We start from the raw sequence: 23,235 nt of genomic DNA, 5'->3' as shown, positions 1-23,235 counted from the left end.
TTTCACTTACGTTACATAAGACACTTGTAACTGCCGTCTCACTTACGTTACATAAAACACTTGTAACTGCCGTTTCACTTACGTTACATAAAACACTTGTAGCTGACGCTTTGCTTTCGCTACAGAAAATAATTGCTGAAAGAAGTTAAACTATTCGTCGAACGCCCTTTAGCCATGCAAAAATAATTAAAACGATTAATATAAAACCGACATATCCCATCACAGCATATAGCTTGGCTACAAGCGTCGTAAAACCAGCAAGACTTGCTAAAAAGCCCAAACCACCAATAAAAACGGCAGTTACCTTAAAACTGGCCTTATTAGGTTTTGAAAATCTTACCATAAATGAATAGAACATCCCCACTGCTGTATTATAAATCATCCCTAATAAGGAGATGGACATCAGCAGACCGATTTGAGGATGAATTTCATTTGCTAAAGCTAGCATCGGTATATCTACGCCAACGATTTCATTCATTTTTGCAAGAAGAGACAGGTTAATAAGCAGAATTAAAGCTCCAAGCAAAATCCCCCCAATAATGCCTCCCATCCCTGCCACTTTTTCATTGCGAATAGATCCACACATAACAGTTAAAAGTGAAAAACACACACCGATATTAAAAGACAAATACAGTAAAGCAGTAACCCACCAGCTTTTAGAACTTACCTGTGCTTGTCGTGCGATAACAGCTTGTTCGACAAAGGTTAAATCCATCGTTGCTAATGAATAGATAGCTATTATCGAGACAATTGCTAGCAGATAGGGTGTAGCTACAGCAATAACGTTTATGATACTCTTCACATCCATCATAACTGTCGCGATAGTAAGTACAATCATACAGATGCTTCCTAGCCAAACTGGTAGTCCAAACATTTGATGAAACGTAGCACCTGCTCCTGCAAACATGATTACCGCTACACCGAATAAGAAGAGCGACAGTAAATAATCCATCACCAAACCTACAGCATTACCTGAAATTTGATAAATTAAATCCTTGTGCGATGTCGTACGCAACCTTGAGCTAATTTGAGCAATGCACATTCCTACTAAAGCAAATCCAAATGTAGCAATAAGTGCACCATATATTCCTTGAAAGCCATAACTCGTAAAATATAGTACGATTTCCTGTCCTGATGCAAACCCCGCACCAACGATAATTCCTACATAGGCACCACCGATTTGCAAACTTTTTTTCAATCAGTTCTCTCCCTGTTTATCCTATTATTGGGATCATCACCAAAACATGTGGTTGATTTCCGTCACGAAGGCGTTATCACAGGACGTGATGGTTTTAGCCTTCGTTCCTCCAATCGCTAATCCCCAAGGAGTCGCCCAGCCGTAACGAAGATCAACTTATTTACATAGTAGACGTTTTACCAAAAGTCATCCACAACATTTGGTGATGAACCTATTATTGATAGACCTTCTTACTGATTGTTAACTTATCAATTACCATCATATTAGGTGTATATCCAATTCCGGCCGTTTGTGGCACACGAATATAACCATCCTCTACAATTACTTCAGGTGTAATGATATCCTCATACCAATAATGACTAGAGCCTGCAGTATCCCCAGGCAATACAAAATTAGAGAGCGACGTTAATGCAATATTATGCGCTCGTCCGATACCTGCCTCTAACATACCGCCGCACCAAACAGGAATATCATTTTCCTTACATAAATCATGAATTCTTCTTGCTTCTGTTAACCCGCCTACACGTCCTATTTTTATATTAATAACACCACAACTACCAAGCTCTATCGCTTTTCGTGCATCTTCATAAGAGGTGATGCTTTCATCTAAGCAAATAGGCGTTTTTAACTTTCGCTGTAGTTTTGCATGATCGACAATATCATCTACAGCTAATGGCTGCTCAATCATTAATAGATTAAATGCATCAAGTTGCTGCAATACTTCCATATCATTCAATGAATAAGCAGAATTAGCATCTACCATCAATGGCAAATCTGGCATTTCAGCTCGAATAGCTCGAATAACTTCTACATCGTGACCAGGTTTTATTTTCACTTTTACTCGTTTATAGCCTTTATTTACATGGCCTTTTAATAAATCAATTAATGCTTCTGCGGAAGATTGAATTCCTACGCTAACGCCTACCTCTATTTGCTCCTTATCCCCGCCTAACGCTTGAGCAAGTGATTGTTTCGTTTGTTGAGCGTAAATATCCCATATAGCCCCTTCAATAGAGGACTTCGCCATGCAATTACGACGAATAGAGGAAAACAAAGCACTAACTTCATCTGGATGCCCAACCTCTTTATGTAACAAGATGGGGATTAAGAAGTCTTCAAGCATATGCCATGTCGTTTTTAATGTCTCCTCTGTATACCAAGGCGCTACAAAGGCCACAGCTTCTCCCCATCCTATAGTTCCTGATTGATCTATCGCTTCTATAAGTAAGAGTTCTTTTTCATCTATTGTGCCAAAACTCGTTGTAAACGGTGCTTTCATAGGCATTTTTATATGTCTGACTATAATCTGTTTTAGTTTCACAAGATTTCACTCCTTATCCTTATTATAAAGCTAATAAGGAGCGTCTGACTAATAGATAGCTATCAACATATTCCTTGTTCTTTTTCATTCGAACAATCGCATAATTTTGCTCAAACAATGTCGTTAAAATAGTACGAACTTTAAAACGCCAATCCTCTGCAAGTTTAGGACTCTCTACTTTCATCTTTTGTAAATATTGAGGAATGGGCAATAAATAGGCGTCCTTATAATATAATTGCTCGCGCTGAAATTCACCATCAATATCGAGCACTGGTAAGCCATCCACCGTTAAAGACCACGGTACAATTTCTTCAGCTCCTTCTTCCAGTTCATCCAAGGAATCTTCCATTCGATCGTGTTCAATCCACCATTCTACAACAATTCGATCTGACGGTAGCCCATCGTTAAAATCATCCTTGAGCGGACCATAATAATCGTTTTCATATTGAAAACTAAAGGCATTGAGCTTCAAAAATGATAAATTAGCCATACATGCTTCTAGCGGATCAAATAGCCAAATTACAAGCTGGAACCCATGTTCTTTTGCATATTCCTGCTGGGCATGCTTTAATAATTCACCTACACCTTGTTCACGATATGTTTTCTCAACACCAATCATGTGTGAGTGTAAATACATTTTTCTTTGTCGATAGCCAACAAAGCAGTAGTTAAAGCCAATCAGCTTTTCGTCTAAATACGCCCCAAGGACTAATCCACCATTTTGTACAACCGCTAACAATTGATGCGAGGGAATAGCCTGACTCCCCCAAATACTTTCGTTCAAAATTTGTACTTCTGCAATCTCTGTAGGTGTCATTATTTTTTGAATACGCACTCTTTCTAACATTATGCTGACCCCTCCTTTGTATTCCCCGACTCCAATGCTAACAATACCGCTCTTGTAAGGATTTCAACCCCCGTTACAAGCCTCGCCTGCTTAAATTTCATCTTCGGATGATGTAGTCCTGGTGTTAGCCCACAACCTAAACCTAACATCGTAGATTTTATATGCGGACGTTGAACAGCATAGTGATGAAAATCTTCTCCTCCAGGTGTATGAACTGGTTTTCTTAAATTCGACAACCCTGTTGCTTGCACGATTGCCTGCTCCATAAGATACTGGGCAGTTGGGTCTACCTCAGCAGCTACAATATTTGCTACTGTACGTATTTCAATCTGTACTTTATGCAAGACCTTGGAAGAATCAATCACCCTTTTCACTCCCTGTGCAAGTGCATCCATTACATCATTTTGTTGAGCTCGTATATCAATGGTGAACGATGCACATCCAGGAATAATATTGCCAGATTCCCCTCCTGCTTGGAATTTGGTCATCTTAACTGATACAGGAACCATTGGATCTGTATGAATCGTTCTTAAATCTTCGATAATAGTTGCTCCTACTTCAATCGCATTCACGCCAAGATGCGGTCTTGCAGCATGGGCATCTTCTCCAATGATTTCCCCCTCAAGCAATCGGGATGCTCCATGATGTAACGCGGCACAATATGTACCGTCTTCAAGCTCATGGACAGGTCTTACATGGACACCAAATAAAAAGTCTAAATCATCGATAATTCCTTCTTTTAAAACAGATAAAGCACCTGTTCCTTTTTCTTCAGCAGGTTGAAAAATCACACGAATTGTACCGTCGAATGATGGAGCAAGTTCTTTCAAAAGTAATAGAGCACCAATTGCCATCGTCATATGTCCGTCATGGCCACAGGAGTGATTCGCGCGAAAATCACCATCTACTTCCTGCCATAACGCATCCATATCCGTACGCAAACCAACTTTAGGATTGCCATTTCCTACGTCAACATAAAGCCCTGTACTGTTTTTAAAACGTATTGGTGAAAAACCTTCACGTGTTAGTAAATCAAAAATATAATTTGTTGTTTCTACCTCATGCCAGCTTATTTCTGGATTCGCGTGCAAATACGTGAAAATCTCCATTAATCTTGGCCTCAAACGACTTAAAGCTTCCTTCATAGCACCCAACCCCTTAAATTATCATACTATTAAGACTATTATAACGAAAATGAAATCTTTTCACACAAAAAACATATTCCCGCATTCAGCAAATTAACTACATAATACGGTAGATAAATGGCTCATCGCATAACGTGTTGGTTTTCCTCTATTGCTGATCCCCAAGGAGTCGCCCAGCAGGAACGGAGATCAACTTCTTTACATAGCATACGTTTTAAAAAAATGTCATCCCAATCTTTTGATGATACGCTAAAAAATAAATACTTAGAGTCATTAGAATCATCGAGTCTTTTAGCATTATAAAAATGGTTCTTCATTAAATGTTTAGATGCTTTATGACGTTCTATCCATCACTTTTGTTTCTACTGGCACTAGCTTTCAACTTTCTGACGAATGATTGCCCACCTCCTCGGTTTGTTAATACAGACACTAATATCAAATGCACCTAAATACAAAAAAGATGCAAGTACAGTTATTTGAATAACTGCACTTACATCCTATTATTAGTTAATACCTCGCATCGCCTTTGAAATAATTGGCGAAAGTACTAATATTATTATTCCTAAAACAATTGATAATGTGCCTAAGAAACCGAAGTATGTGAATTCACTTACCACTTCATAGACTTTTACAAGTTGTGCGTTGATTGCTTGCGCTGCTGCGCTTGTTAAAAACCAAAGTGACATCGTTTGTGCAGCAAAAGCCTTCGGAGCCAATTTTGTAGTAGCTGATAAACCTACTGGCGATAATAATAACTCCCCAACTACAACTAAAAAGAATGATAATACTAACCACAATGGACTTACTAAATCTGAACCACCAGATAAATACGCTGGAAGCATCATCACTACGAATGACAATCCTGCAAAGAATAATGCATAAGCAAATTTACGTGGTGTAGATGGTTGTTTATCTCCCCACTTCAACCATAACGTAGCAAATAACGGAGCCATCGTAACGACGAATAAAGGGTTTAACGATTGGAACCAAGAAGATTGAATATGGAAACCACCAATATCTAATTGTGTACGTTTATCTGCAAACGTTGCTAAAATAGTTGCCCCTTGTTCTTGGATTGCCCAAAACATTACAGCTGATATAAACAAAGGAATATAAGCGAGTATGCGAGACTTCTCATCCTTCGTTGTTTTCTCACTGCGATACATATAAATAAAGAACACCGTTGGAATTAATACACCTAGCGTCGTAATAATTAAACTGAAAACATTCATTGTTAGTACACCAGTTTTAATACCAATTGCCCCAACAATAATAATAAGTAGAGCTATAATCCCAAATCGTGTAAAGACTTTTTTACGTTCTTCAGGCATTAATGGGTTGTTTACTTGTAACCCTGCTATCCCTAAATATTTTTTCTCTGTTAATTTATAAATAATTAAACCAACAAACATTCCGATCCCTGCTAGACCAAAGCCTAGGTGGAAATTATACTTTTGTCCAATTGTTCCGACAATTAAAGGTGCAAGGAATGAACCCATATTAATACCCATGTAGAAAATTGAGAAACCTGCATCACGGCGACTATCTGTTTCAGCATAAATATCTCCGACAATGCTTGAAATGTTCGGTTTTAATAAGCCTGTCCCAATGACAATAAATGCCATCGAAGTAAATAACATGCTTACGCCACCAGGTAACGCTAGCAGTAAATGGCCCAACATAATGAATACGCCACCATAGAAAATGGTTCTACGTGTACCTAGTATTCGGTCAGCAACCCAACCACCGAGTATCCCGGACATGTATACCATTGATCCGTAGATAGCCATAATGGAGTGCGCTGTTCCTTCTTCTAAACCTAGACCGCCTTCGTGCAATTCATAATACATAAAGAAGATCAGAATTGCTCGCATACCGTAGTATGAGAATCGTTCCCAAAATTCAGTGAAAAATAATGTAAAGAGCCCTTTAGGGTGTCCGACAAAGCCATTTTGAGGGACGGATTTTACAATTTCATCTTTAGTAGACATAAAAATATCCTCTCCCGATTTCATTATCCGATAATAATATTATTACCCAATAGTAAGGATAAAAACTTTATTTCACCATACTAAAGCGTTTTAAAAACTTTTTCAAGAGTTTTAAAAAATGTTGGAATTTTACACATTTTCTTTAAATTCAGAATGATTTCCATAGAATTGTGCAAAATCCATTGATATTCTTAAGTTTTCTGATTCTTAAATATCTACTGAATTATAAACTACCTTGAAATTATTCTAAAATATTTTATAGTCAGATTTTTTACTTTTTAAACAAAAAAACTAGTATTATCTATAATTTCATTCACAGCGATGCAAATTCGCTTTTTCGATTACAAAAAAGCATGCTAGAAACACGAAGTGCTTCTAGCATGCTTTTAAAACAATGATGTTATTCATTATTTAATTACATATTGTTGGAATTTTGCGTAATCCGCTTCTTTTACCTCTATTGTTAGCAGCGTACCATTTTCTTCATACGCTGTTTCATAGACAGAGGCATTTTCATTTAAATAAGAAACGATATTCCCTTGTTCATACGGAATGAGCATTTTACATGTTACATAATCAGAGAAAATATGCTGACGTATCATTTGCAATAATTCTTCTAATCCAATCCCTTGCTTCGCTGAAATCCAAATATTATCACCACTAATAACAGGATAAGGAACGTTTGCTATATCCGCTTTATTATACACATAAATCGTCGGAATCCCTTCAACGCCAACTGCTTTAAGCGTTTCATTTGTTACTTCCATCATAAAGCCGTGCTCAGAATTGGAAACATCTACAACATGGAGTAATAAGTCGGCATCACGAGCCTCTTCCAATGTTGAGCGGAATGCCTTGACTAGATGATGCGGTAATTTGCTAACGAAACCAACTGTATCTGTTAATAAGAATGTCTTTTTATCAGGTAATTCTATTTGACGGACGGATGTTTCAAGTGTAGCAAAAAGCATATCCTTCTCAAACACTTGTTTATGATCTTCCTGTCCTATTTTCGTAAGTAACTGATTCATAATCGTTGACTTACCAGCATTCGTATAGCCAACAATAGACACGACAGGAACAGCATTTTTGCGTCGTTGTTTACGCTGCGTCTCTCGTTGCTCCTTTACATGCTCTAGCTCTTTCTTTATTTTCGAAATCTGATCCTCAATTTTCCGACGGTCTAGCTCGAGCTTTGTTTCACCAGCACCACGGTTTTTAAAGCCACCCCCTGTGCCACCACCTTGACGGCTGAGAGAAGCATGCAAGCCGACTAAACGAGGTAGCATATATTGCAATTGTGCTAACTCAACTTGCATCTGTGCTTCACTTGTTTTAGCACGACGTCCAAAAATATCTAAAATTAACATCGTTCTATCAATAACCTTCGTCTCTAAATCACGCTCTAAATTACGGATTTGTGAAGGTGATAATTCATCATTAAAAATCACTAAATTTGCTTGTGTTTCATCATAAAATTTTTTTATTTCTTCTATTTTACCAGTACCAACATAATGAGATGGTGTAATGCGCTCTAAATTTTGTGTAACAATGCCGGCAACTTCAACATTTAAAGCTTCAGCTAAATTTTTTAGCTCCTCCATTGAATAATCAAAATGCTCATCATTCCGTAAATTCACGCCAACTAAAACAGCTTTTTCCAACAATATATCTACTTCTTTAATTCTATCCATCCACAAACCTCCCACCAACACCTTGGTGCTACTACGACAAATTTTCTTCATCTTACCATATAATGTCCAAATTCGTGTCGTTTAACATTTATATCGTAAAAAATGCGCCTCTATGCAAAAGGCGCATTTCATTTTTACTTACGTTCTTCCTTTAGTAATACTTCAGTACGATTAAATTCGGCTTCAATATCTTTATTCGGTTTATATGTCAAAATGCTGACAATAACCGCAACGATTAAGCATACTAAGAAGCCTGGAACAATCTCATATAATGTATCAGCTAAGAACTTAATTTTCCCCCAAACAAAGGCAGTTGCAGCACCAGCTACCATCCCACTGAGTGCTCCGTAATTCGTTAATTTCCTCCAATACAGTGACAGCAATATTACAGGACCGAACGCTGCACCGAAGCCAGCCCAAGCAAAGCCCACTAAGTCTAAAACAGACCTATCTGGATTCCATGCTAAAATCCCTGCGACAATAGCTACAACTAAAACAGCGACACGGCCAATAAAAACATAATGCTTATCATCTGCTGTTTTATTAAATAAAGCTTTATAAATGTCTTCTACAAGTGCAGACGAAGTAACAATTAATTGCGATGAAATTGTACTCATAACTGCGGCTAAAATGGCAGCAAGCATTATACCTGCAATAAACGGATGGAATAAAATTTGGCCAAGTACAATAAATACAGTTTCAGCGTCCTTTAACTCACCTGCATTTTGCTCATAATAAGCCACACCTACGAAAGCTGTTGCAATCGCTCCAAATAAACTTAACATCATCCAGCCAATTCCGATGCGACGAGCCTGCTTTGTTTCCTTTACTGAGCTAATAGCCATAAAGCGCACGATAATATGTGGCTGTCCAAAATAACCTAGTCCCCATGCAAGTGATGAAATAATTACTGCAGCAGTTGCATTTGAAGATAATAAGCTCAGGTGTTCAGGATTTACAGCTTTAATAGATGCTATTGTGTCACCAATTCCACCTGTTAAAAACAATCCGAATAACGGTACAGTTATAAGTGCTAAAAACATAATAAGTCCCTGTAAAAAGTCTGTATAACTAACTGCTAAAAATCCTCCAAACAATGTGTATGCTACAACAACAGCAGATACAATTAATAACCCAGTATGGTATTCATAGCCAAATGAGCTATCAAAAAACTTGCCCCCTGCAACCATTCCAGAAGAAACATAAAATGTAAAGAAGATTAAAATAATGATACCTGACGCAATTCTTATTAGCTTAGTGTTGTCACGTAAACGATTATCTAAATAACTCGGAATAGTAATTGAGTCATTAGCAACTTGTGTATATACACGCAGCCTCGGTGCTACTATTAGCCAATTCAAATAGGCGCCAATTGTTAAGCCAATGGCAATCCAAGCTTTGGAAAGTCCAGCTAAATAGATTGCACCCGGCAAACCCATTAACAGCCAGCCAGACATATCTGCTGCACCCGCGCTCAGCGCTGTAACAGCAGGGCCTAGTGAACGCCCACCGAGCATGTAATCTGTTAAATTCGATGTTTTAACAAATGCATACCAACCGATTCCTAGCATGGCGATCATATAAATAATAATCGCAAGTAATTGATACATGTTTTCAGACATAAATTTCCCCCTATTTCCCCTTTAGTCTATTTATTAAAAATTCTCTATAATTAAAATACCACAAATATACAAAAATATCCTATAAATATTCAAAAAATGAATGCCGGAATTTATACTAGCATCGCGCTTCTTAAATTGTGTTAAACTAGTGCCATCTATAACACGATAAAGAAGGCGAAATGTATGACATTTGAAGAAATGAAAGCTCATCTTATGGAGCAGATTTTACAACAGCAACTCGTTACTGCTACGATCAGTCAACCACGTATGAAATCAAACGAAGTAAAGCGTATAAAGCTAAAACCTTTATTACTTAAGGATGCTTACCATATACAAGTTGAATATCAATTTGAACGTATTTTAAAACATGAAAATGTTTTATTAGAAAATTTTCATGAGAAGCTGGAAGCATTTTTTAACGATTACCGTCAAGCGCATGTTGATTTTATTGATGAAAAAATACAAGTACAGCTATCAAAAAAGAACAAAGTACTATGGAAATCCGATAAATCCTCAGCGCCAAAGCAAGTCAATTTAGCGCATAATCGCAAGAAAAACTATTTACTAGCAGAGGATAAACCATATCCATTTTTAATTCGTCTTGGGGTACAAACAGAAGAAGGAAAAATAAAAAGACAAAAATACGATAAATTTAAACAAATCAACCGCTTCATCGAATTTATTGATGATGCATTAACCTATTTACCAAAGGATCGACAGGTTCGTATTTTAGATTTTGGTTCAGGCAAATCCTATTTAACATTCGCGCTATACCATTATTTAAAAATCGAAAAAGGCTTAGACATTCGTGTCACTGGTTTAGATTTAAAGAAGGAAGTCATTGAAGAATGCTCACGAATTGCACAGGATTTAGGTTATGAGCAGCTCGAATTTCTAGTAGGAGATATTAATGATTATAATGAGGAGTCTGCAGTAGACATGGTGGTGACGCTACACGCTTGTGATGTTGCCACTGATATGGCATTAGCCCGTGCTGTAAAATGGGGAGCAAGCGTTATTTTAAGTGTCCCTTGTTGCCAGCATGAGTTAAATCGCCAGCTTAACACACCAGCACTGGATATCCTGCTTCAGCACGGTCTCGTACGCGAACGTTTTGCAGCGCTCGCAACAGATGCAATCCGAGCGGAAATTTTATCACTCGTTGGCTATGAGGCACAATTGCTAGAGTTTATAGATATGGAAAATACACCTAAAAACATTTTAATACGAGCCTATCATACAGGTAAAAAGCCGAGCTCTGAACAGCGTGCTAACTATGATGCCTTTTTAAAGTTGCTAAATGCCAAGCCGTTTTTAGCGAATGAATTACAAGCTTACTTATAAAATTCGCTGTATTTATGGTCGTAGCGCGGGTATGCGCCCTCCTTTCGCGGATATATTTCTAATTTGCGCAATTCAAAGTAAAAGGGCGGTCCAATAACTTCTGGACCGCCCTTTCTATTATAGTTCTTGTCGTAATGCTTGAATTACGTCAATTTTTGTGGCCTTACGTGCTGGACGATAGCCTGAAACCATCGCTACCCCAATACTAATTGCTGAAGCAATTAGCACAAGCTGCCAAGGAATAAGGGAGAATGTAATTTCATTTCTACTAAAAGCATCTTCCCCTGTTGCTGCTTTTAAAATTAAAGGTAATGCAGCATTTGCTACAAAGCTAATAACATATGAAATGGCTACCGCTATCAAAGTACCAATAATACCAATGAATGTACTTTCCATTAAGAACAATCGTTGAATAAGCTTTGGACTTGCTCCGATCGCCTTTAAAACTCCGATTTCACGAGTACGCTCTGTAACAGCCATTGTCATTGTATTGAAAATGCCAATTGAGGCGATCAAGACAGCAATTGTTCCTACAAATATTAAGCCAATTTTTAAAACTAGGAAAAACACATTCATTTTATCCAATTGCTCAGTAACTGAATAAACGCTATAGCCTTTGTCTTTTAGTTTGTCTAATATCGGCTTTACATTTTCCATACTATCCGCAAAAATATTAAATTCCGAATAAAACATTTCATCCTCTTTAACCTTACCTGTTGCAGCTAAACTTGAAGCTAGCATTGGCTTTTGCTCTGTATCCATATAGATAGAGTTATTAATCATCCAATCATAAGAAGGCTTCTTCATAACACCGACAATCGTATATTTCATTTTCTCTGTCTCTTCTGCCCCATCAGTATGTGGCATTAATGATAATTCGATCTCTTTACCAATTAATGAGCCTTTATAACCTTCCTCACTACCATTATAATACGTGCCTTCTACTTCAGCTTCTTTACTCTTTTCTTCAATAATTTTGCGTTCAGCATCATTGACTAATGTTTGAGCAAAATGATAACCTACAACGATTTCGTTTGGCTTTGTAGGATACTTCCCTTTCTCAAGCTTGCCATTCACTTGCTCAAAATCATGCATATTAGCAACGTATAAATCAGATTGTGTATCACGACCCTCAAAAAGTGAATGTGCAGATGCACTGACAGTAATCGTTTCGAGTACTGTTTCCACATGTTCTATACCTTTTATTTCATTAATTTGTTCCTCTGTAAATTGACCATTACCGAATACTTGAATTTTTGTAACTTTTTCATTCGATAGTATTTCATTACGTAAGGAATCCTGAAGCCCAAACCCAACTGATGCGAGGACAATCAAAAATGCACAGCCCATCGTTGCCGCCAGTACTGTCATAAACACGCGTAATTTATTTTTCTTTATATGCTGTTTAACAAAATCTAATTGATCTTTAAATAACATGTTATGCTTCCTCCTTTACAAGTTCCCCATCGTACATGCGGAAACGTCGATGAGCTATTGTTGCTACTTCCTCGTCGTGAGTAATAATGACAAATGTTAAACCCAGCTCACGGTTTAGACTTTGAATGAGTAGCAATATATCTTGCTCTGTTTCCGAATCAAGACTTCCTGTCGGCTCGTCTGCCAACAAAATAGGAGGATTTGTAATTAAGGCTCTTGCAATACTAACACGCTGCTGTTGACCACCCGATAATTCATTTGGATAATGGTCTGCCACCTCAGTTAGACCAACCTTGTCCATTAATTTTTTCACCTTTTCTGAACGCACAGCTTTTTTGATACCCTGTAATTTCAACGGTAGTTCAATGTTTTCAAACGCTGTTAATCCTGGCATCAGTTGAAAGTTTTGAAAGATAAATCCGAACTGATCCAAGCGAAAAGCTGCACTTTCTGCTTCCGTGAGATTAGCAGTCTCCTTTCCATTTACCTTAATAGACCCTTGTTCTGATTTCATAAATCCGGCTAATATTTGTAATAAGGTTGATTTACCGGAGCCGCTCTTCCCAACAATTGCCACTATCTCTCCTTTTTTCACCTCAAAATTGACACTTTTTAATACCGGAACCTGTTTTTCCTTGCCTTTCTTTCCAATTAAAAATGTATGTTGTAAGTTCTCGACTTGAATCATTTTCAAAAAAACGCCCCTTTCACCTTCTTTAGATTCATCACCAAAACGTGGGGGTTGATTTCCGTTCCGGCTGGGCGCTTTCCTGGGGGCGTCCGATGAGCCGCTTCACTCGCGAGGCTCGCTCCAGGGTCTCATCTGTGACGCTGATCCCCAAGGAATCGCCCAGCCTCCACTCCAATCAACTTCTATACATGAATATGTTTTTAACAAATATCATCCCAAACTTATGGTTATTAACCCTTCTTTCTTCATTGTAGTAAATAATTCTTAATAAAGTTGAAGGATAAAAATGAAGATATTCTTAAGAAAGTGGAAAACTATTAGCAAAACAATTTCTTTACATTCTCTTTACAATTCACTCGAAAATTTATTCAAAATTTTATGTCCAAATAGTATCTTTTTGTATTAAACAGAGGGAAAACTTTTTATAAAACCTATCTTTAAGGCTTTTTTCTGTATTAATAAAAACAAATACAGAGATACCTTTATTATTTTGTGAACAAATTGTATATTACAGAATTGTAAAGTTTTCTGTAGAATAGAAGAATTTTATGTAGATAAATTAAAGATTTTGTTATGATAGTAAAGTTTAGAGGCCAATTTATTTTATCCAGGAGGATTCGATTTACATGCTTAACTCAAAAAAACAAGACCCTTTCTTTATAGCTTTGCATAAAATTGCTGAGAATATGAGAGAGGCCGTACATTACGCGAATGATTTTCGTATTAACAGTGTAGCTGACCTAAAAGAGATTAGCATTACTATGAAAAATTACGAAACAGCTGGTGATAAGCTCATTCATGAACTAATCGTGATGCTAAACAAATCATTTATGACACCTATCGAACGCGAAGACATTCTAGAATTTGCCATTCGTATGGACGACGTATTAGATGGTACGGAGCATTGTATCGCTCATTTTGAAATGTTCTCTCTAACAGAAGTTGACGAGTCAATGCGTATTTTCTTAGGCTATATTTCAAAAAGTGCTGATGAAATTGTTAAAGCAACAGAAGAGTTAAAGAAAAAGAATCTTATTGGCATGCGCCCACACTCAATTCTTATTAAAGACTACGAGCGTGAATGTGATGAAGTGCAACGTTCATCTATTAAGCAATTATTTCTAAATGAAAAAGATCCAATTCGAATTATTAAATTTAAAGATATATATGAACAACTTGAAGATATCGCTGATCATTGTCAAAACGTTGCAAATACAATGGAAACAATTATCATGCGTAACGCGTAATTAGGAGATGGGCACTTACAATGAACACAATCATTATACTAACCGTACTGGTCGTTATCTTTGCCCTAACATTTGACTTTATCAATGGCTTCCATGATACAGCAAATGCTATCGCAACTTCAGTTTCCACTAGAGCATTGCCACCACGTGTAGCTATCATGATGGCAGCGACGATGAACTTTATCGGAGCTATTACCTTCGTCGGTGTTGCAAAGGCTTTGACAAAAGATATTGTAGATCCATTCTCTTTAAATGCATTTCAAGGAGATACGACAGGTTCAGTCGTTATTTTAGCAGCATTAATTTCGGCTATTATTTGGAACTTACTAACATGGTATTTCGGTATTCCATCGAGTTCTTCACACACTCTGATTGGGTCCATTGCTGGTGCAGCAGTTGCATCTGCTGGCTTCGGAGTTCTAAACTATGGCGGTTTCACTAAAATCATTATGGCCTTAGTGCTATCACCAATCCTTGCGATTTGCGCTGGTTTTATTATGATGACACTGTTTAAATTATGGTTTAAAAACTTAAATTTATATCGAACGAATAAAGGTTTCCGGACGATGCAAATTTTCACTGCCGCTATTCAATCTTTTACACACGGTACTAATGATGCCCAAAAGGCAATGGGAATTATGACGATGGCGTTAATCGCTGGTGGTTTGCATACAGGAGATGAAATTCCTTTTTGGATACGAGCTGCAGCAGCAACTGCAATGGGGCTTGGTACCTCTATCGGCGGCTATAAAATTATTAAAACAGTCGGCGGTAAAATCATGAAAATCCGTCCTGTGAATGGAGTTGCAGCAGATTTAGCTTCTGCATCCATTATCTTCGGTGCTACATTAATTCACCTACCAGTATCCACAACACACGTTATTTCTTCCTCTATCATGGGCGTCGGCTCTGCACAACGGGTACGTGGTGTAAACTGGGGAATGGCGCGTAAAATCGTAACTACTTGGATTATTACAATGCCAATTTCTGCAGTAATGGCAGCTATTATTTACTTTTTATTATCGTTATTCTTTTAACTTCTTTCAGCGGGTGTCCAAACACCACTGAAATAAAGGAGTGCAATATAGGATGTTAGCCTAAAATCATCACATCCATGCGATAACGGCTAACTGACCTGCATCGGTGCCGCTGCCGCTACGCTTTCGTACAAAAATCATCTGTTGCTGCCGCTACGTTAGCACTGCGCTTTCGCACAAAAATCATCTGCAAGCCTAAGCACAAAGCCGATTCCGGACGCAATTCTGCCTCGGCATAATTGATTTTGAATGCATACTAAGACTCCTGTTCCTTGTTGGACAGGAGTCTTTACATTGTCACACGACAAAATGCGACACATCCTTTACACTATTTTAAAAAGGAGGATAGTACTTACTATGAAAAGTTTTTCAGCTTTTATAACAGCCCACGCTAAAGCTATCGTAGCCTTATGGTTCGTGATTTTTATTACTATGGCTATGTTTGCCATACAACTTCCAAATAAGCTTCATGGAGACGGTTTTTTTGTTAAAGGAGATCATACCTACGTAACAAATGAGCTTGCAAAAACATTTGATTTGCCTTCTGATACAATTTTGGTCGTCTTCAATCCAGCTGACGATAAAAAAATTCAGGATACTTTAAAAAAGTTAAAAAAAATGAAGGAGATTCATTCCATCCAGTCACCACTTGATGATCCCTCTTTACAAAAGAATGGTATAGCTTATGCCATGGTTCATATTAAAAATAATGTTGATCATCTACCTGATGTTGTGAAAGACATTCGTTCATTAATAGAGAATGACGGTGTGAGCATTACAGGCGGGCCCGTTATTTCAGCAGATATCAATACAGCAAGTCAAAAAGACTTAGCATCAGCGGAAGCAATAGGATTACCAATCGCTATCATAGTGCTATTACTAGCTTTCGGTACTGTCGTTGCCTCAATCTTACCTATCATTATCGGAATTGTTACTGTTGTAACTGCGTTTGGAATTTTGACTTTGTTTAGCGGTAATGTCAATTTATCAATTTTTGTGTTAAATATAGTACCAATGCTTGGACTTGCATTAAGTATTGATTTTGCCTTGTTGTTTATAAACCGCTATCGTGAAGAACGTGCCCATGCATCCATTGTACAGGCTATTCAAACGGCTATACAGACAGCTGGCCGTTCTATCATCTTTTCTGCAGTTTGTGTCATGATCGGCTTAGGTGCAATGATTGTCATTGATGTCGAAATTTTTCACAATATCGCTTTAGGAGGCACAATCGTTGTATTTCTTGCAGTACTTTCTGGCTTAACCTTGCTACCTGCTACGATGATGCTAATAGGAGATAACCTAAATAAATGGCGCTTATTACGTGTAAAGCCTGGTGAAGCAAATCGTTGGCGTGGCTTTGCTGGCTTTGTTATGAAACATCCAGTGACAATCGTTATTGTGGCATTATTATTACTAGGCATTGGTATGATTCCGTTGAAGGATATTAAACTTACAATTCCTCAGGTGGATTCATTACCAACAAAATATGATGCACGTGCAGCTTATGATCAGTTAGATAAAACGTTCGGACTTGGCGATACTTCAACTTTATATTTGCTAGCAGAACGTAAGGAAGGCTGGGAAGATAGTGAGGCAAGAGAGCTTGTTTTCAATATTCAAGAACAATTACTTGATGACCCACTAGTGAGTCATGTATCAACCATTTATACGACGGCTAACATTAAGTCCCCTGAGGAACTGACAGCTTCTTTGAAAATTCCTCAAGCGGCAGAACAATTAAAACCAATACTAAATACGTTTTCTAAAGATAAGCAACTCTTTATTCCAATTACATTGGATGCAGCCGGTTCATCAACTACCGCTCAACAATTCGCTCGAACATGGAAAGATAAAGATTTAGGTGTCGATTTTGCTCTTGGAGGTCATGCGAAATTCAATCAAGAAATTTTCGATGAAATCTCTAGTAAAATTTTCTTGGCTGTAGCCATTATTATCGTTTCAACGTTCTTTATTTTAATGCTCGCTTTCCGCTCTATTTTAATCCCACTGAAAGCGATTATTATGAATATCATTGGACTTTCCTCAGCCTTCGGTATTCTCGTCTATATTTTCCAATACGGACATTTGGGGATTGAAGCCGGTACGATTGTCCTTATAATCCCAGTAATTGTATTTTGTCTTGTATTCGGCTTAAGTATGGACTATGAAGTCTTTTTAATATCACGCATTCAAGAGGAATATCAAAAAAGGGCAGATAATACACGTGCTACGATTGAAGGTCTAACCTCAACAAGTCGTATCATTACGTCAGCAGCGCTTATTATGATTGTGATAACAGGGGCGTTCGCTTTTACAGATGTAATGCCTGTGAAGCAAATTGGGGTTGGTATAGCTATTGCGGTCGCCATCGATGCAACGATTATTCGTCTCATGCTCGTACCAAGTCTTATGAAGCTCTTTGGCGATTGGAATTGGTGGCTCCCCTTCTCGAGGAAGCAAAAATAAAAAATCCGCAACCTTCCGTGAGCTCTCCCTTCACTCAAAGGTTGCGGATTTTTCCTTATTTTGAATAAATACGGTCGTACCATTCTTTTGCTGCTTCTACCTCAGGCATTGTTAGCTGATGACCATAATTAAACCATACAGTTGTCACATTTGCCCCAGCCGACGTTAAAAGTGCCTCTAGATCCTCAGATTCCTGAGCAGTACACATTGGATCATTCGTTCCGGCACCGATAAAGACAGGGATTGAAGAAAGTGTAGGCAATTCAATATCACGTCTAGGCACCATTGGATGATGCAGTATCGCACCCGCTAGAGCATCCTCATAATGGAATAATAGGCTAGCAGCAATATTTGCGCCATTAGAGTAACCGATAGCAACCACTCGATTACGGTCAAAGCCATACTGCTGTGCTGCTTCTAATAAAAAGTCATTTAATTCCTTCGTACGGAAAATTAAATCCTCTATATCAAAAACACCTTCCGCTAAACGACGGAAAAAGCGTGGCATACCATTTTCAAGGACATTTCCACGGACACTTAAAATGCTTGCTGTTTCATCAATTTCCTTTGCAAGGCTAATTAAGCTTTGTTCATTTCCACCTGTACCATGTAACAGTAAAAAAGTTGGTTTTGTTTCATCTGTTCCTTTATGAAAAACGTGTTGCATTTACAGTCCACCTCTCAATTATCTTGAATTCGAGATAATTGTAGCCTGCGGCAAAATTAAATTCAAGCTCTTTGACTTATTAACTTCTCGATTTTCACGATTTGGCTGTTCCTCATGGTCTTTATAAAATTTTGTAATCGTAAATACAGAAAATAAACAAACAGCTATAACAACAGCAATAACTATTCCCACTATTTTTTTCCCATTCATTTGTTATCATCCCCGTATTACTTATTTCTTTTTACGAAAGCCCTCTTCTAGTAAATATTCTTTCGCAGCATCATGTGTGCCAAAGGCTTCCTCTAAATTTTCACCATGATAAACATTCCAAGAACGTTGCTCACAAGCTAGCTTTAATTGAATACCTTCACGATTTTGCCACATCTCTTCGATCGGCCCTTGCTCTTCTTCTTCTTCCGATAAATATTGAATGGCATCTTCAATAATTTCACGAAGCTGTTGTTCATCGTAGTCACGAATATTTACTAGGCCTTTATCGTTTGCTTCTTCCTCATAGCGCAATAAGTCACCAACAAAGACAAAGCCGTTGCCATTTGGGTGTAGCTTTTCCACAACAATTGTCTTTTCATAAAGACTATCCATAAAATGGTAATTTAAGCGTTTTAATGAAATTTCCTTTTTTGTAAGTCCAGGGAATGATTCAATGATGGTTTGTTTTTGTTCAAATGTTAGCATATAAAAATGCTCCTTTTCTATTCAATCTATCTTTCAGTATAACTTATTTTTCCTGTTATTTTGAAGTGAAATAGGACAAGCCTTATGGAAAGCTTGCCCTACATTTTTTCAGTTACTCATATGTCTCATTAAACATTTTATCTTTTACAAACTTAATAACATGTGCAACGTATAGTTCGCGGTAAGGGACAAATTGTGCTGTACTTACTGGGCGCACAATTTTCGCTCGTTGACCATCAGGGAAATATTCATAGCCTTCAATATTTAGAGTAGCTGTTTCTCCTAAAAAGAATGCCTCTGCCTCATCAAGTTTTGCTCGAACGACCCCTGATACTTCCTCATACTGCAGTTCAAATGATTCCCAATCATGTTTGAATGGATATATATAAACATGACAAAATTCATTGTCTATCATGTTTTCCGAAACGATACTACAAGATGTCATGCCCATTTTAACAACTTCGTGTACGTCGACATCGAGCCCTAGTTCTTCCTTCACTTCACGAATTCCTGATTCTACTGTCTCTATGGCCAATAGATGCCCCGCCGCTGTAATATCAAGCAAGCCAGGGTAGTCCTTTTTTTGTGAACTACGGATTTGGAAATAGATATAGTTCTCATTGACAAGCCAACAGTGGAATGTTTCATGCCATAGTCCTTTTTCATGTACTTCTGCTCTCGTTGCTGTCCCAATCTCTTCATGCTGTTCATTAAAAACTTTCACAATTTCTTGTTCCATTTTTTCGACTCCTATACTGACTTCGTAGCCTTTTTCTTAATCACGTTACGTTCATCATAAATATTGGATGCGATCACTTTTAAAACTGCATAAAATGGTACTGCAATGATAATTCCGATGAAGCCTGCAATATTACCTGCTGCTAAAATAACTGTAATAACTGTTAACGGATGTATATCGAGTGTTTTCCCCATTACGTTAGGAGTTATAAAGTTACTATCAATTTGCTGCGCCACGAGTGTGACAACAGACACCCATATGACTAACACTGGATCCTGAACAATAGCCACAATCAGTGCTGGTGTAAAGGCGATCCATGGTCCAATAAACGGAATCATATTCATAAAGAACGCGAATATAACAAGTAGCAACGAATATTCTAGACCTATAATTAAATACCCTACATACATAATGGATGCTAGTAAAAAACTAATCTGTAGCTGTCCTTGAATATAGCTACGTAAAACATCGTCAATTTCACTTAACGTCTTTTTCACCCATTCTCGACGTTCACCACTGAAATATTTATAAACTGACGGCGCAAATTTTTCATGATCCTTCAACATAAAAATAAAGAAGAATGGAATTAAAATAGCTAATAAAGAAACTGATACAACTGATTGTAAAAACGAAACTAGCCCCTTACTTGCTACAACGGCAAAATGCTGCACAGAATTCGCCATATTGTCGATAAAATCTTTTAACTGTGGCGGGAAGTTATCTTTGTTTCGCAACACATAATCGGCTGCATCTTGTATACTAGCACTAATCTGTGGTACATTTTTCACTAAATTATTAACCTGCACTGCAATTGGATTACCAACAATCCAACCAAAGCCACCAACAAGCGCTATAAGTCCAATGATTATCGTTAATATACTTGCCCATCTCGGAAATTTACGCTTCTCTAAAAACCTCTGAATCGGCTCCGTAACATAATACAAAACACCGCCGAGCAACAAAGGTACAAAAATAGCCTTTAAAATAATAACAAGAGGAGAAAAAATCCAATGAATCTCTATAAAATATTTAATGACTAGTAGAGCAAGTAAAACTCCTACGCCTACTTGAAACCAAACTTTCCTCGTCACTTTCTTCACTTCCTTTTATCACAGTTACTGAAAATACTACTTATATATTAACCATTTAGCAAGTGTCCTAGTATTTATTGTCTAAATAAAAGAGTTTTTGAAACTAAAAAAATTCACAACCCTCCAACGGGCAATCCCGCAAGTCCCTCAAATGCTAAAGCATCTAAGGAAGCTCGGACGGATTGTTTCCCCACAGGAGTGTCGCGAATTTTCACTAATGTTGCATAACGTAGTAGTCTATAATTTTGTATCGTCTACTGAATTTAAGTAATCTTCAATATCACCAATGACCGATTCAACACAGCCATCCTCAAATGGTGAAATTAAGCCTGCTTCTTTTACAAGCTTCGTAAAGGACATAGAGCCGCCTAAACCACATAAATGAGTATAGTCCTTCCAGGCAGCATCAAATTCTTCACGTGAACGTTTCCAGAATTGGAATGCACAAATTTGCGCTAACGTGTAATCAATGTAATAGAATGGACTTGAATAAATATGCGCTTGACGTTGCCATATACTGCCTGCTTCTAGATAGCTATTATGATCATAGTCACGATGTGGTAAATATGTCTCCTCAATTTTTTTCCACGCAGCTTTACGTTCAGCTGGTGTCATACTAGGATTTTCATAGATCACATGTTGGAACTCATCAACTGCAACACCGTAAGGAAGGAATAGTAAGCCACTACTTAAGTGTGTGAACTTATATTTCTCTGTGTCTTCCTTAAAGAATAGCTCCATCCATGGCCATGTGAAAAATTCCATACTCATCGAATGAATTTCACAAGATTCATATGTTGGCCATAAGTATTCTGGGATTCCAATATTACGACTTGAATAGACTTGGAAAGCATGTCCAGCTTCATGTGTTAACACATCGATATCGCCAGAAGTACCATTAAAGTTCGAGAAGATAAATGGTGAGTGATAGTTTTCGATAAATGTACAATAACCACCACTCTCTTTTCCTTTCTTCGCCACTAAGTCCATTAATTCATGATCAATCATAAAGTTGAAAAATTCACCAGTCTCAGGTGATAGCTCTTCATACATTTTTTTACCGTTCGCAACAATCCATTGCGGATCGCCTTTTGGTGTAGCATTTCCTGATACAAAGTTGAATGCTTCATCATAGAACTTAAATTCAGAAATACCAATACGCTTTGCCTGGCGTTCATATAACTTGGTTGCAATAGGTACGATTAAATCACGAACTTGGTCACGGAATTTCTTTACCATATTTGCATTATAGTCAATGCGATTCATTCGGATATAGCCTAGTTCGACATAGTTTTTATATCCTAATTTAACAGCGATTTCATGACGCACCTTAACAAGTTCATCATATAGTCGATCAAATTCCTCTTCATGCTCAGCAAAAAAGCCAAAGCGCGCATCTGTTGCCGCCTTACGCATTCCACGATCAGTAGATTCTGCATATGGTCCAAGCTGAGCAAGTGTTAATGTTTCACCATTAAAGTCAATTTGCGCAGAGGCAACAAGTTTATTGTATTCTGAAACAAGCTTGTTCTCCTTTTGCATTAGATCTATGACTACTGGTGAAAAGCCTTTAATTTGATAGGTTGCTAAATCAAATAATTGCTCACCCCATTTTTCTTCTAACTGCTCACGGAATGGTGAAACGATTAGCGCTTTATAATATTCTGTTGTTACCTCTTCCAACTCAGGTCCAACCTCGTCAAAATAATCGCGTTCTGCATGATAAAATTCATCATTTGTATCAATCGAAGCACGAATGTACACTAAGTTTGCCATCGTAGCGTAGTCATTACTCAGTCCGTTTAATTTCTCAATTATGTCACTTTGCCCGTCCATCGTTTGAGCATTTTTAAATTGATCAATTAAGGATAATTGTTGCTCTTTCATTGCCTCGATATTCGGACGGCTGTACTCATAGTCTTTAAACGTTTTCATAGAAATCCCCTCTTTCTGTCATATACCCCGTTATATTTCTATTATATGCCAAATCTATCTTATT

19 protein-coding genes are annotated in these 23,235 nt (G+C 37.6%); 4 read left to right on the top strand and 15 right to left on the bottom strand.

The window, feature by feature from the left end; genetic code table 11:
- Window positions 1-145: 145 nt before the first annotated feature.
- The 7 genes from ACQKOF_RS04385 to putP all read right to left on the bottom strand — a co-directional run bounded on the left by ACQKOF_RS04385 (window position 146) and on the right by putP (window position 9,818).
- Window positions 146-1,198: a YkvI family membrane protein gene (locus tag ACQKOF_RS04385; RefSeq protein ID WP_427554061.1), complete on the bottom strand. Its 1,053-nt coding sequence runs from the start codon at window positions 1,196-1,198 to the stop codon at window positions 146-148.
- A 214-nt stretch (window positions 1,199-1,412) separates the two neighbouring features.
- Entirely contained in the window at window positions 1,413-2,519 is a 1,107-nt protein-coding gene (gene menC, locus ACQKOF_RS04380; protein WP_427554059.1) for an o-succinylbenzoate synthase, read from the bottom strand.
- 22 nt (window positions 2,520-2,541) lie between these two features.
- Window positions 2,542-3,366, bottom strand: a complete 825-nt coding sequence (locus ACQKOF_RS04375) for a GNAT family N-acetyltransferase (RefSeq protein WP_427554057.1) — start codon at window positions 3,364-3,366, stop codon at window positions 2,542-2,544.
- Complete coding sequence (locus tag ACQKOF_RS04370) at window positions 3,366-4,511, bottom strand: M20 peptidase aminoacylase family protein (RefSeq protein WP_427554055.1); 1,146 nt, start codon at window positions 4,509-4,511, stop codon at window positions 3,366-3,368. The genes ACQKOF_RS04375 and ACQKOF_RS04370 overlap by 1 nt, the downstream gene beginning before the upstream one ends.
- Window positions 4,512-5,014: 503 nt before the next feature.
- Entirely contained in the window at window positions 5,015-6,502 is a 1,488-nt protein-coding gene (locus ACQKOF_RS04365; RefSeq protein WP_427554053.1) for a peptide MFS transporter, read from the bottom strand.
- A 407-nt stretch (window positions 6,503-6,909) separates the two neighbouring features.
- A complete protein-coding gene (gene hflX, locus ACQKOF_RS04360) occupies window positions 6,910-8,196 on the bottom strand; it encodes a GTPase HflX (protein ID WP_427554051.1) in 1,287 nt (428 codons plus the stop codon).
- A gap of 134 nt (window positions 8,197-8,330) precedes the next feature.
- Entirely contained in the window at window positions 8,331-9,818 is a 1,488-nt protein-coding gene (gene putP / locus ACQKOF_RS04355; protein WP_427554049.1) for a sodium/proline symporter PutP, read from the bottom strand.
- Window positions 9,819-10,001: 183 nt separating this feature from the next.
- On the opposite strand from putP, the gene ACQKOF_RS04350 reads away from it, so the two are divergent.
- Window positions 10,002-11,162 carry a class I SAM-dependent methyltransferase gene (locus ACQKOF_RS04350; protein ID WP_427554047.1) on the top strand — a complete coding sequence of 387 codons (1,161 nt, stop codon included), beginning with the start codon at window positions 10,002-10,004 and terminating at the stop codon, window positions 11,160-11,162.
- A 117-nt stretch (window positions 11,163-11,279) separates the two neighbouring features.
- On the opposite strand, the gene ACQKOF_RS04345 is transcribed toward ACQKOF_RS04350, so the two are convergent.
- Window positions 11,280-12,599, bottom strand: a complete 1,320-nt coding sequence (locus ACQKOF_RS04345) for an ABC transporter permease (protein ID WP_427554045.1) — start codon at window positions 12,597-12,599, stop codon at window positions 11,280-11,282.
- A 1-nt stretch (window position 12,600) separates the two neighbouring features.
- Complete coding sequence (locus tag ACQKOF_RS04340) at window positions 12,601-13,287, bottom strand: ABC transporter ATP-binding protein (protein WP_427554160.1); 687 nt, start codon at window positions 13,285-13,287, stop codon at window positions 12,601-12,603.
- Between the two features lie 629 nt (window positions 13,288-13,916).
- Here ACQKOF_RS04340 and ACQKOF_RS04335 point away from each other — a divergent pair.
- From ACQKOF_RS04335 to ACQKOF_RS04325, 3 genes are all read left to right on the top strand, one after another.
- Window positions 13,917-14,537: a DUF47 domain-containing protein gene (locus ACQKOF_RS04335; RefSeq protein ID WP_053593946.1), complete on the top strand. Its 621-nt coding sequence runs from the start codon at window positions 13,917-13,919 to the stop codon at window positions 14,535-14,537.
- A gap of 20 nt (window positions 14,538-14,557) precedes the next feature.
- Window positions 14,558-15,574, top strand: coding sequence for an inorganic phosphate transporter (locus ACQKOF_RS04330; protein WP_400724754.1), 1,017 nt, complete (start codon window positions 14,558-14,560; stop codon window positions 15,572-15,574).
- A gap of 357 nt (window positions 15,575-15,931) precedes the next feature.
- Window positions 15,932-18,043 (top strand): MMPL family transporter, encoded by a 2,112-nt coding sequence (locus ACQKOF_RS04325; RefSeq protein WP_427554042.1) that lies wholly within the window; start codon window positions 15,932-15,934, stop codon window positions 18,041-18,043.
- A gap of 55 nt (window positions 18,044-18,098) precedes the next feature.
- Here ACQKOF_RS04325 and ACQKOF_RS04320 read toward each other — a convergent pair whose 3' ends face one another.
- From ACQKOF_RS04320 to ACQKOF_RS04295, 6 genes are all read right to left on the bottom strand, one after another.
- Window positions 18,099-18,710, bottom strand: a complete 612-nt coding sequence (locus ACQKOF_RS04320; RefSeq protein ID WP_427554040.1) for an alpha/beta hydrolase — start codon at window positions 18,708-18,710, stop codon at window positions 18,099-18,101.
- Between the two features lie 18 nt (window positions 18,711-18,728).
- Complete coding sequence (locus ACQKOF_RS04315) at window positions 18,729-18,920, bottom strand: hypothetical protein (RefSeq protein ID WP_427554038.1); 192 nt, start codon at window positions 18,918-18,920, stop codon at window positions 18,729-18,731.
- A 21-nt stretch (window positions 18,921-18,941) separates the two neighbouring features.
- Window positions 18,942-19,406, bottom strand: coding sequence for a hypothetical protein (locus ACQKOF_RS04310; protein WP_370043780.1), 465 nt, complete (start codon window positions 19,404-19,406; stop codon window positions 18,942-18,944).
- A 112-nt stretch (window positions 19,407-19,518) separates the two neighbouring features.
- Window positions 19,519-20,145, bottom strand: coding sequence for an NUDIX hydrolase (locus tag ACQKOF_RS04305; protein ID WP_427554036.1), 627 nt, complete (start codon window positions 20,143-20,145; stop codon window positions 19,519-19,521).
- Between the two features lie 11 nt (window positions 20,146-20,156).
- On the bottom strand, window positions 20,157-21,236 hold the full coding sequence (locus ACQKOF_RS04300; RefSeq protein ID WP_427554034.1) for an AI-2E family transporter: 1,080 nt from the start codon (window positions 21,234-21,236) through the stop codon (window positions 20,157-20,159).
- Between the two features lie 237 nt (window positions 21,237-21,473).
- Window positions 21,474-23,171, bottom strand: a complete 1,698-nt coding sequence (locus ACQKOF_RS04295) for a M3 family oligoendopeptidase (RefSeq protein ID WP_427554032.1) — start codon at window positions 23,169-23,171, stop codon at window positions 21,474-21,476.
- Window positions 23,172-23,235 lie beyond the last annotated feature (64 nt).

The organism is Lysinibacillus sp. NPDC093190, from assembly GCF_050280425.1.
Lineage (GTDB): Bacteria > Bacillota > Bacilli > Bacillales_A > Planococcaceae > Lysinibacillus.
Note: the sequence above shows the minus strand (reverse complement) of the source record. Positions and strands in the feature narration are given on the sequence as shown.

What these genes read in the sequence shown, in the direction of transcription:
- ACQKOF_RS04375 (WP_427554057.1), bottom strand. Translation starts at nt 3,366, where the DNA reads ATGTTAGAAAGAGTGCGTATTCAAAAAATAATGACACCTACAGAGATT.
- ACQKOF_RS04350 (WP_427554047.1), top strand. Translation starts at nt 10,002, where the DNA reads ATGACATTTGAAGAAATGAAAGCTCATCTTATGGAGCAGATTTTACAA.
- ACQKOF_RS04295 (WP_427554032.1), bottom strand. Translation starts at nt 23,171, where the DNA reads ATGAAAACGTTTAAAGACTATGAGTACAGCCGTCCGAATATCGAGGCA.
- hflX (WP_427554051.1), bottom strand. Translation starts at nt 8,196, where the DNA reads ATGGATAGAATTAAAGAAGTAGATATATTGTTGGAAAAAGCTGTTTTA.
- ACQKOF_RS04345 (WP_427554045.1), bottom strand. Translation starts at nt 12,599, where the DNA reads ATGTTATTTAAAGATCAATTAGATTTTGTTAAACAGCATATAAAGAAA.
- ACQKOF_RS04370 (WP_427554055.1), bottom strand. Translation starts at nt 4,511, where the DNA reads ATGAAGGAAGCTTTAAGTCGTTTGAGGCCAAGATTAATGGAGATTTTC.
- ACQKOF_RS04325 (WP_427554042.1), top strand. Translation starts at nt 15,932, where the DNA reads ATGAAAAGTTTTTCAGCTTTTATAACAGCCCACGCTAAAGCTATCGTA.
- ACQKOF_RS04335 (WP_053593946.1), top strand. Translation starts at nt 13,917, where the DNA reads ATGCTTAACTCAAAAAAACAAGACCCTTTCTTTATAGCTTTGCATAAA.
- ACQKOF_RS04315 (WP_427554038.1), bottom strand. Translation starts at nt 18,920, where the DNA reads ATGAATGGGAAAAAAATAGTGGGAATAGTTATTGCTGTTGTTATAGCT.
- ACQKOF_RS04340 (WP_427554160.1), bottom strand. Translation starts at nt 13,287, where the DNA reads ATGATTCAAGTCGAGAACTTACAACATACATTTTTAATTGGAAAGAAA.
- ACQKOF_RS04365 (WP_427554053.1), bottom strand. Translation starts at nt 6,502, where the DNA reads ATGTCTACTAAAGATGAAATTGTAAAATCCGTCCCTCAAAATGGCTTT.
- putP (WP_427554049.1), bottom strand. Translation starts at nt 9,818, where the DNA reads ATGTCTGAAAACATGTATCAATTACTTGCGATTATTATTTATATGATC.
- ACQKOF_RS04310 (WP_370043780.1), bottom strand. Translation starts at nt 19,406, where the DNA reads ATGCTAACATTTGAACAAAAACAAACCATCATTGAATCATTCCCTGGA.
- ACQKOF_RS04305 (WP_427554036.1), bottom strand. Translation starts at nt 20,145, where the DNA reads ATGGAACAAGAAATTGTGAAAGTTTTTAATGAACAGCATGAAGAGATT.
- ACQKOF_RS04330 (WP_400724754.1), top strand. Translation starts at nt 14,558, where the DNA reads ATGAACACAATCATTATACTAACCGTACTGGTCGTTATCTTTGCCCTA.
- ACQKOF_RS04320 (WP_427554040.1), bottom strand. Translation starts at nt 18,710, where the DNA reads ATGCAACACGTTTTTCATAAAGGAACAGATGAAACAAAACCAACTTTT.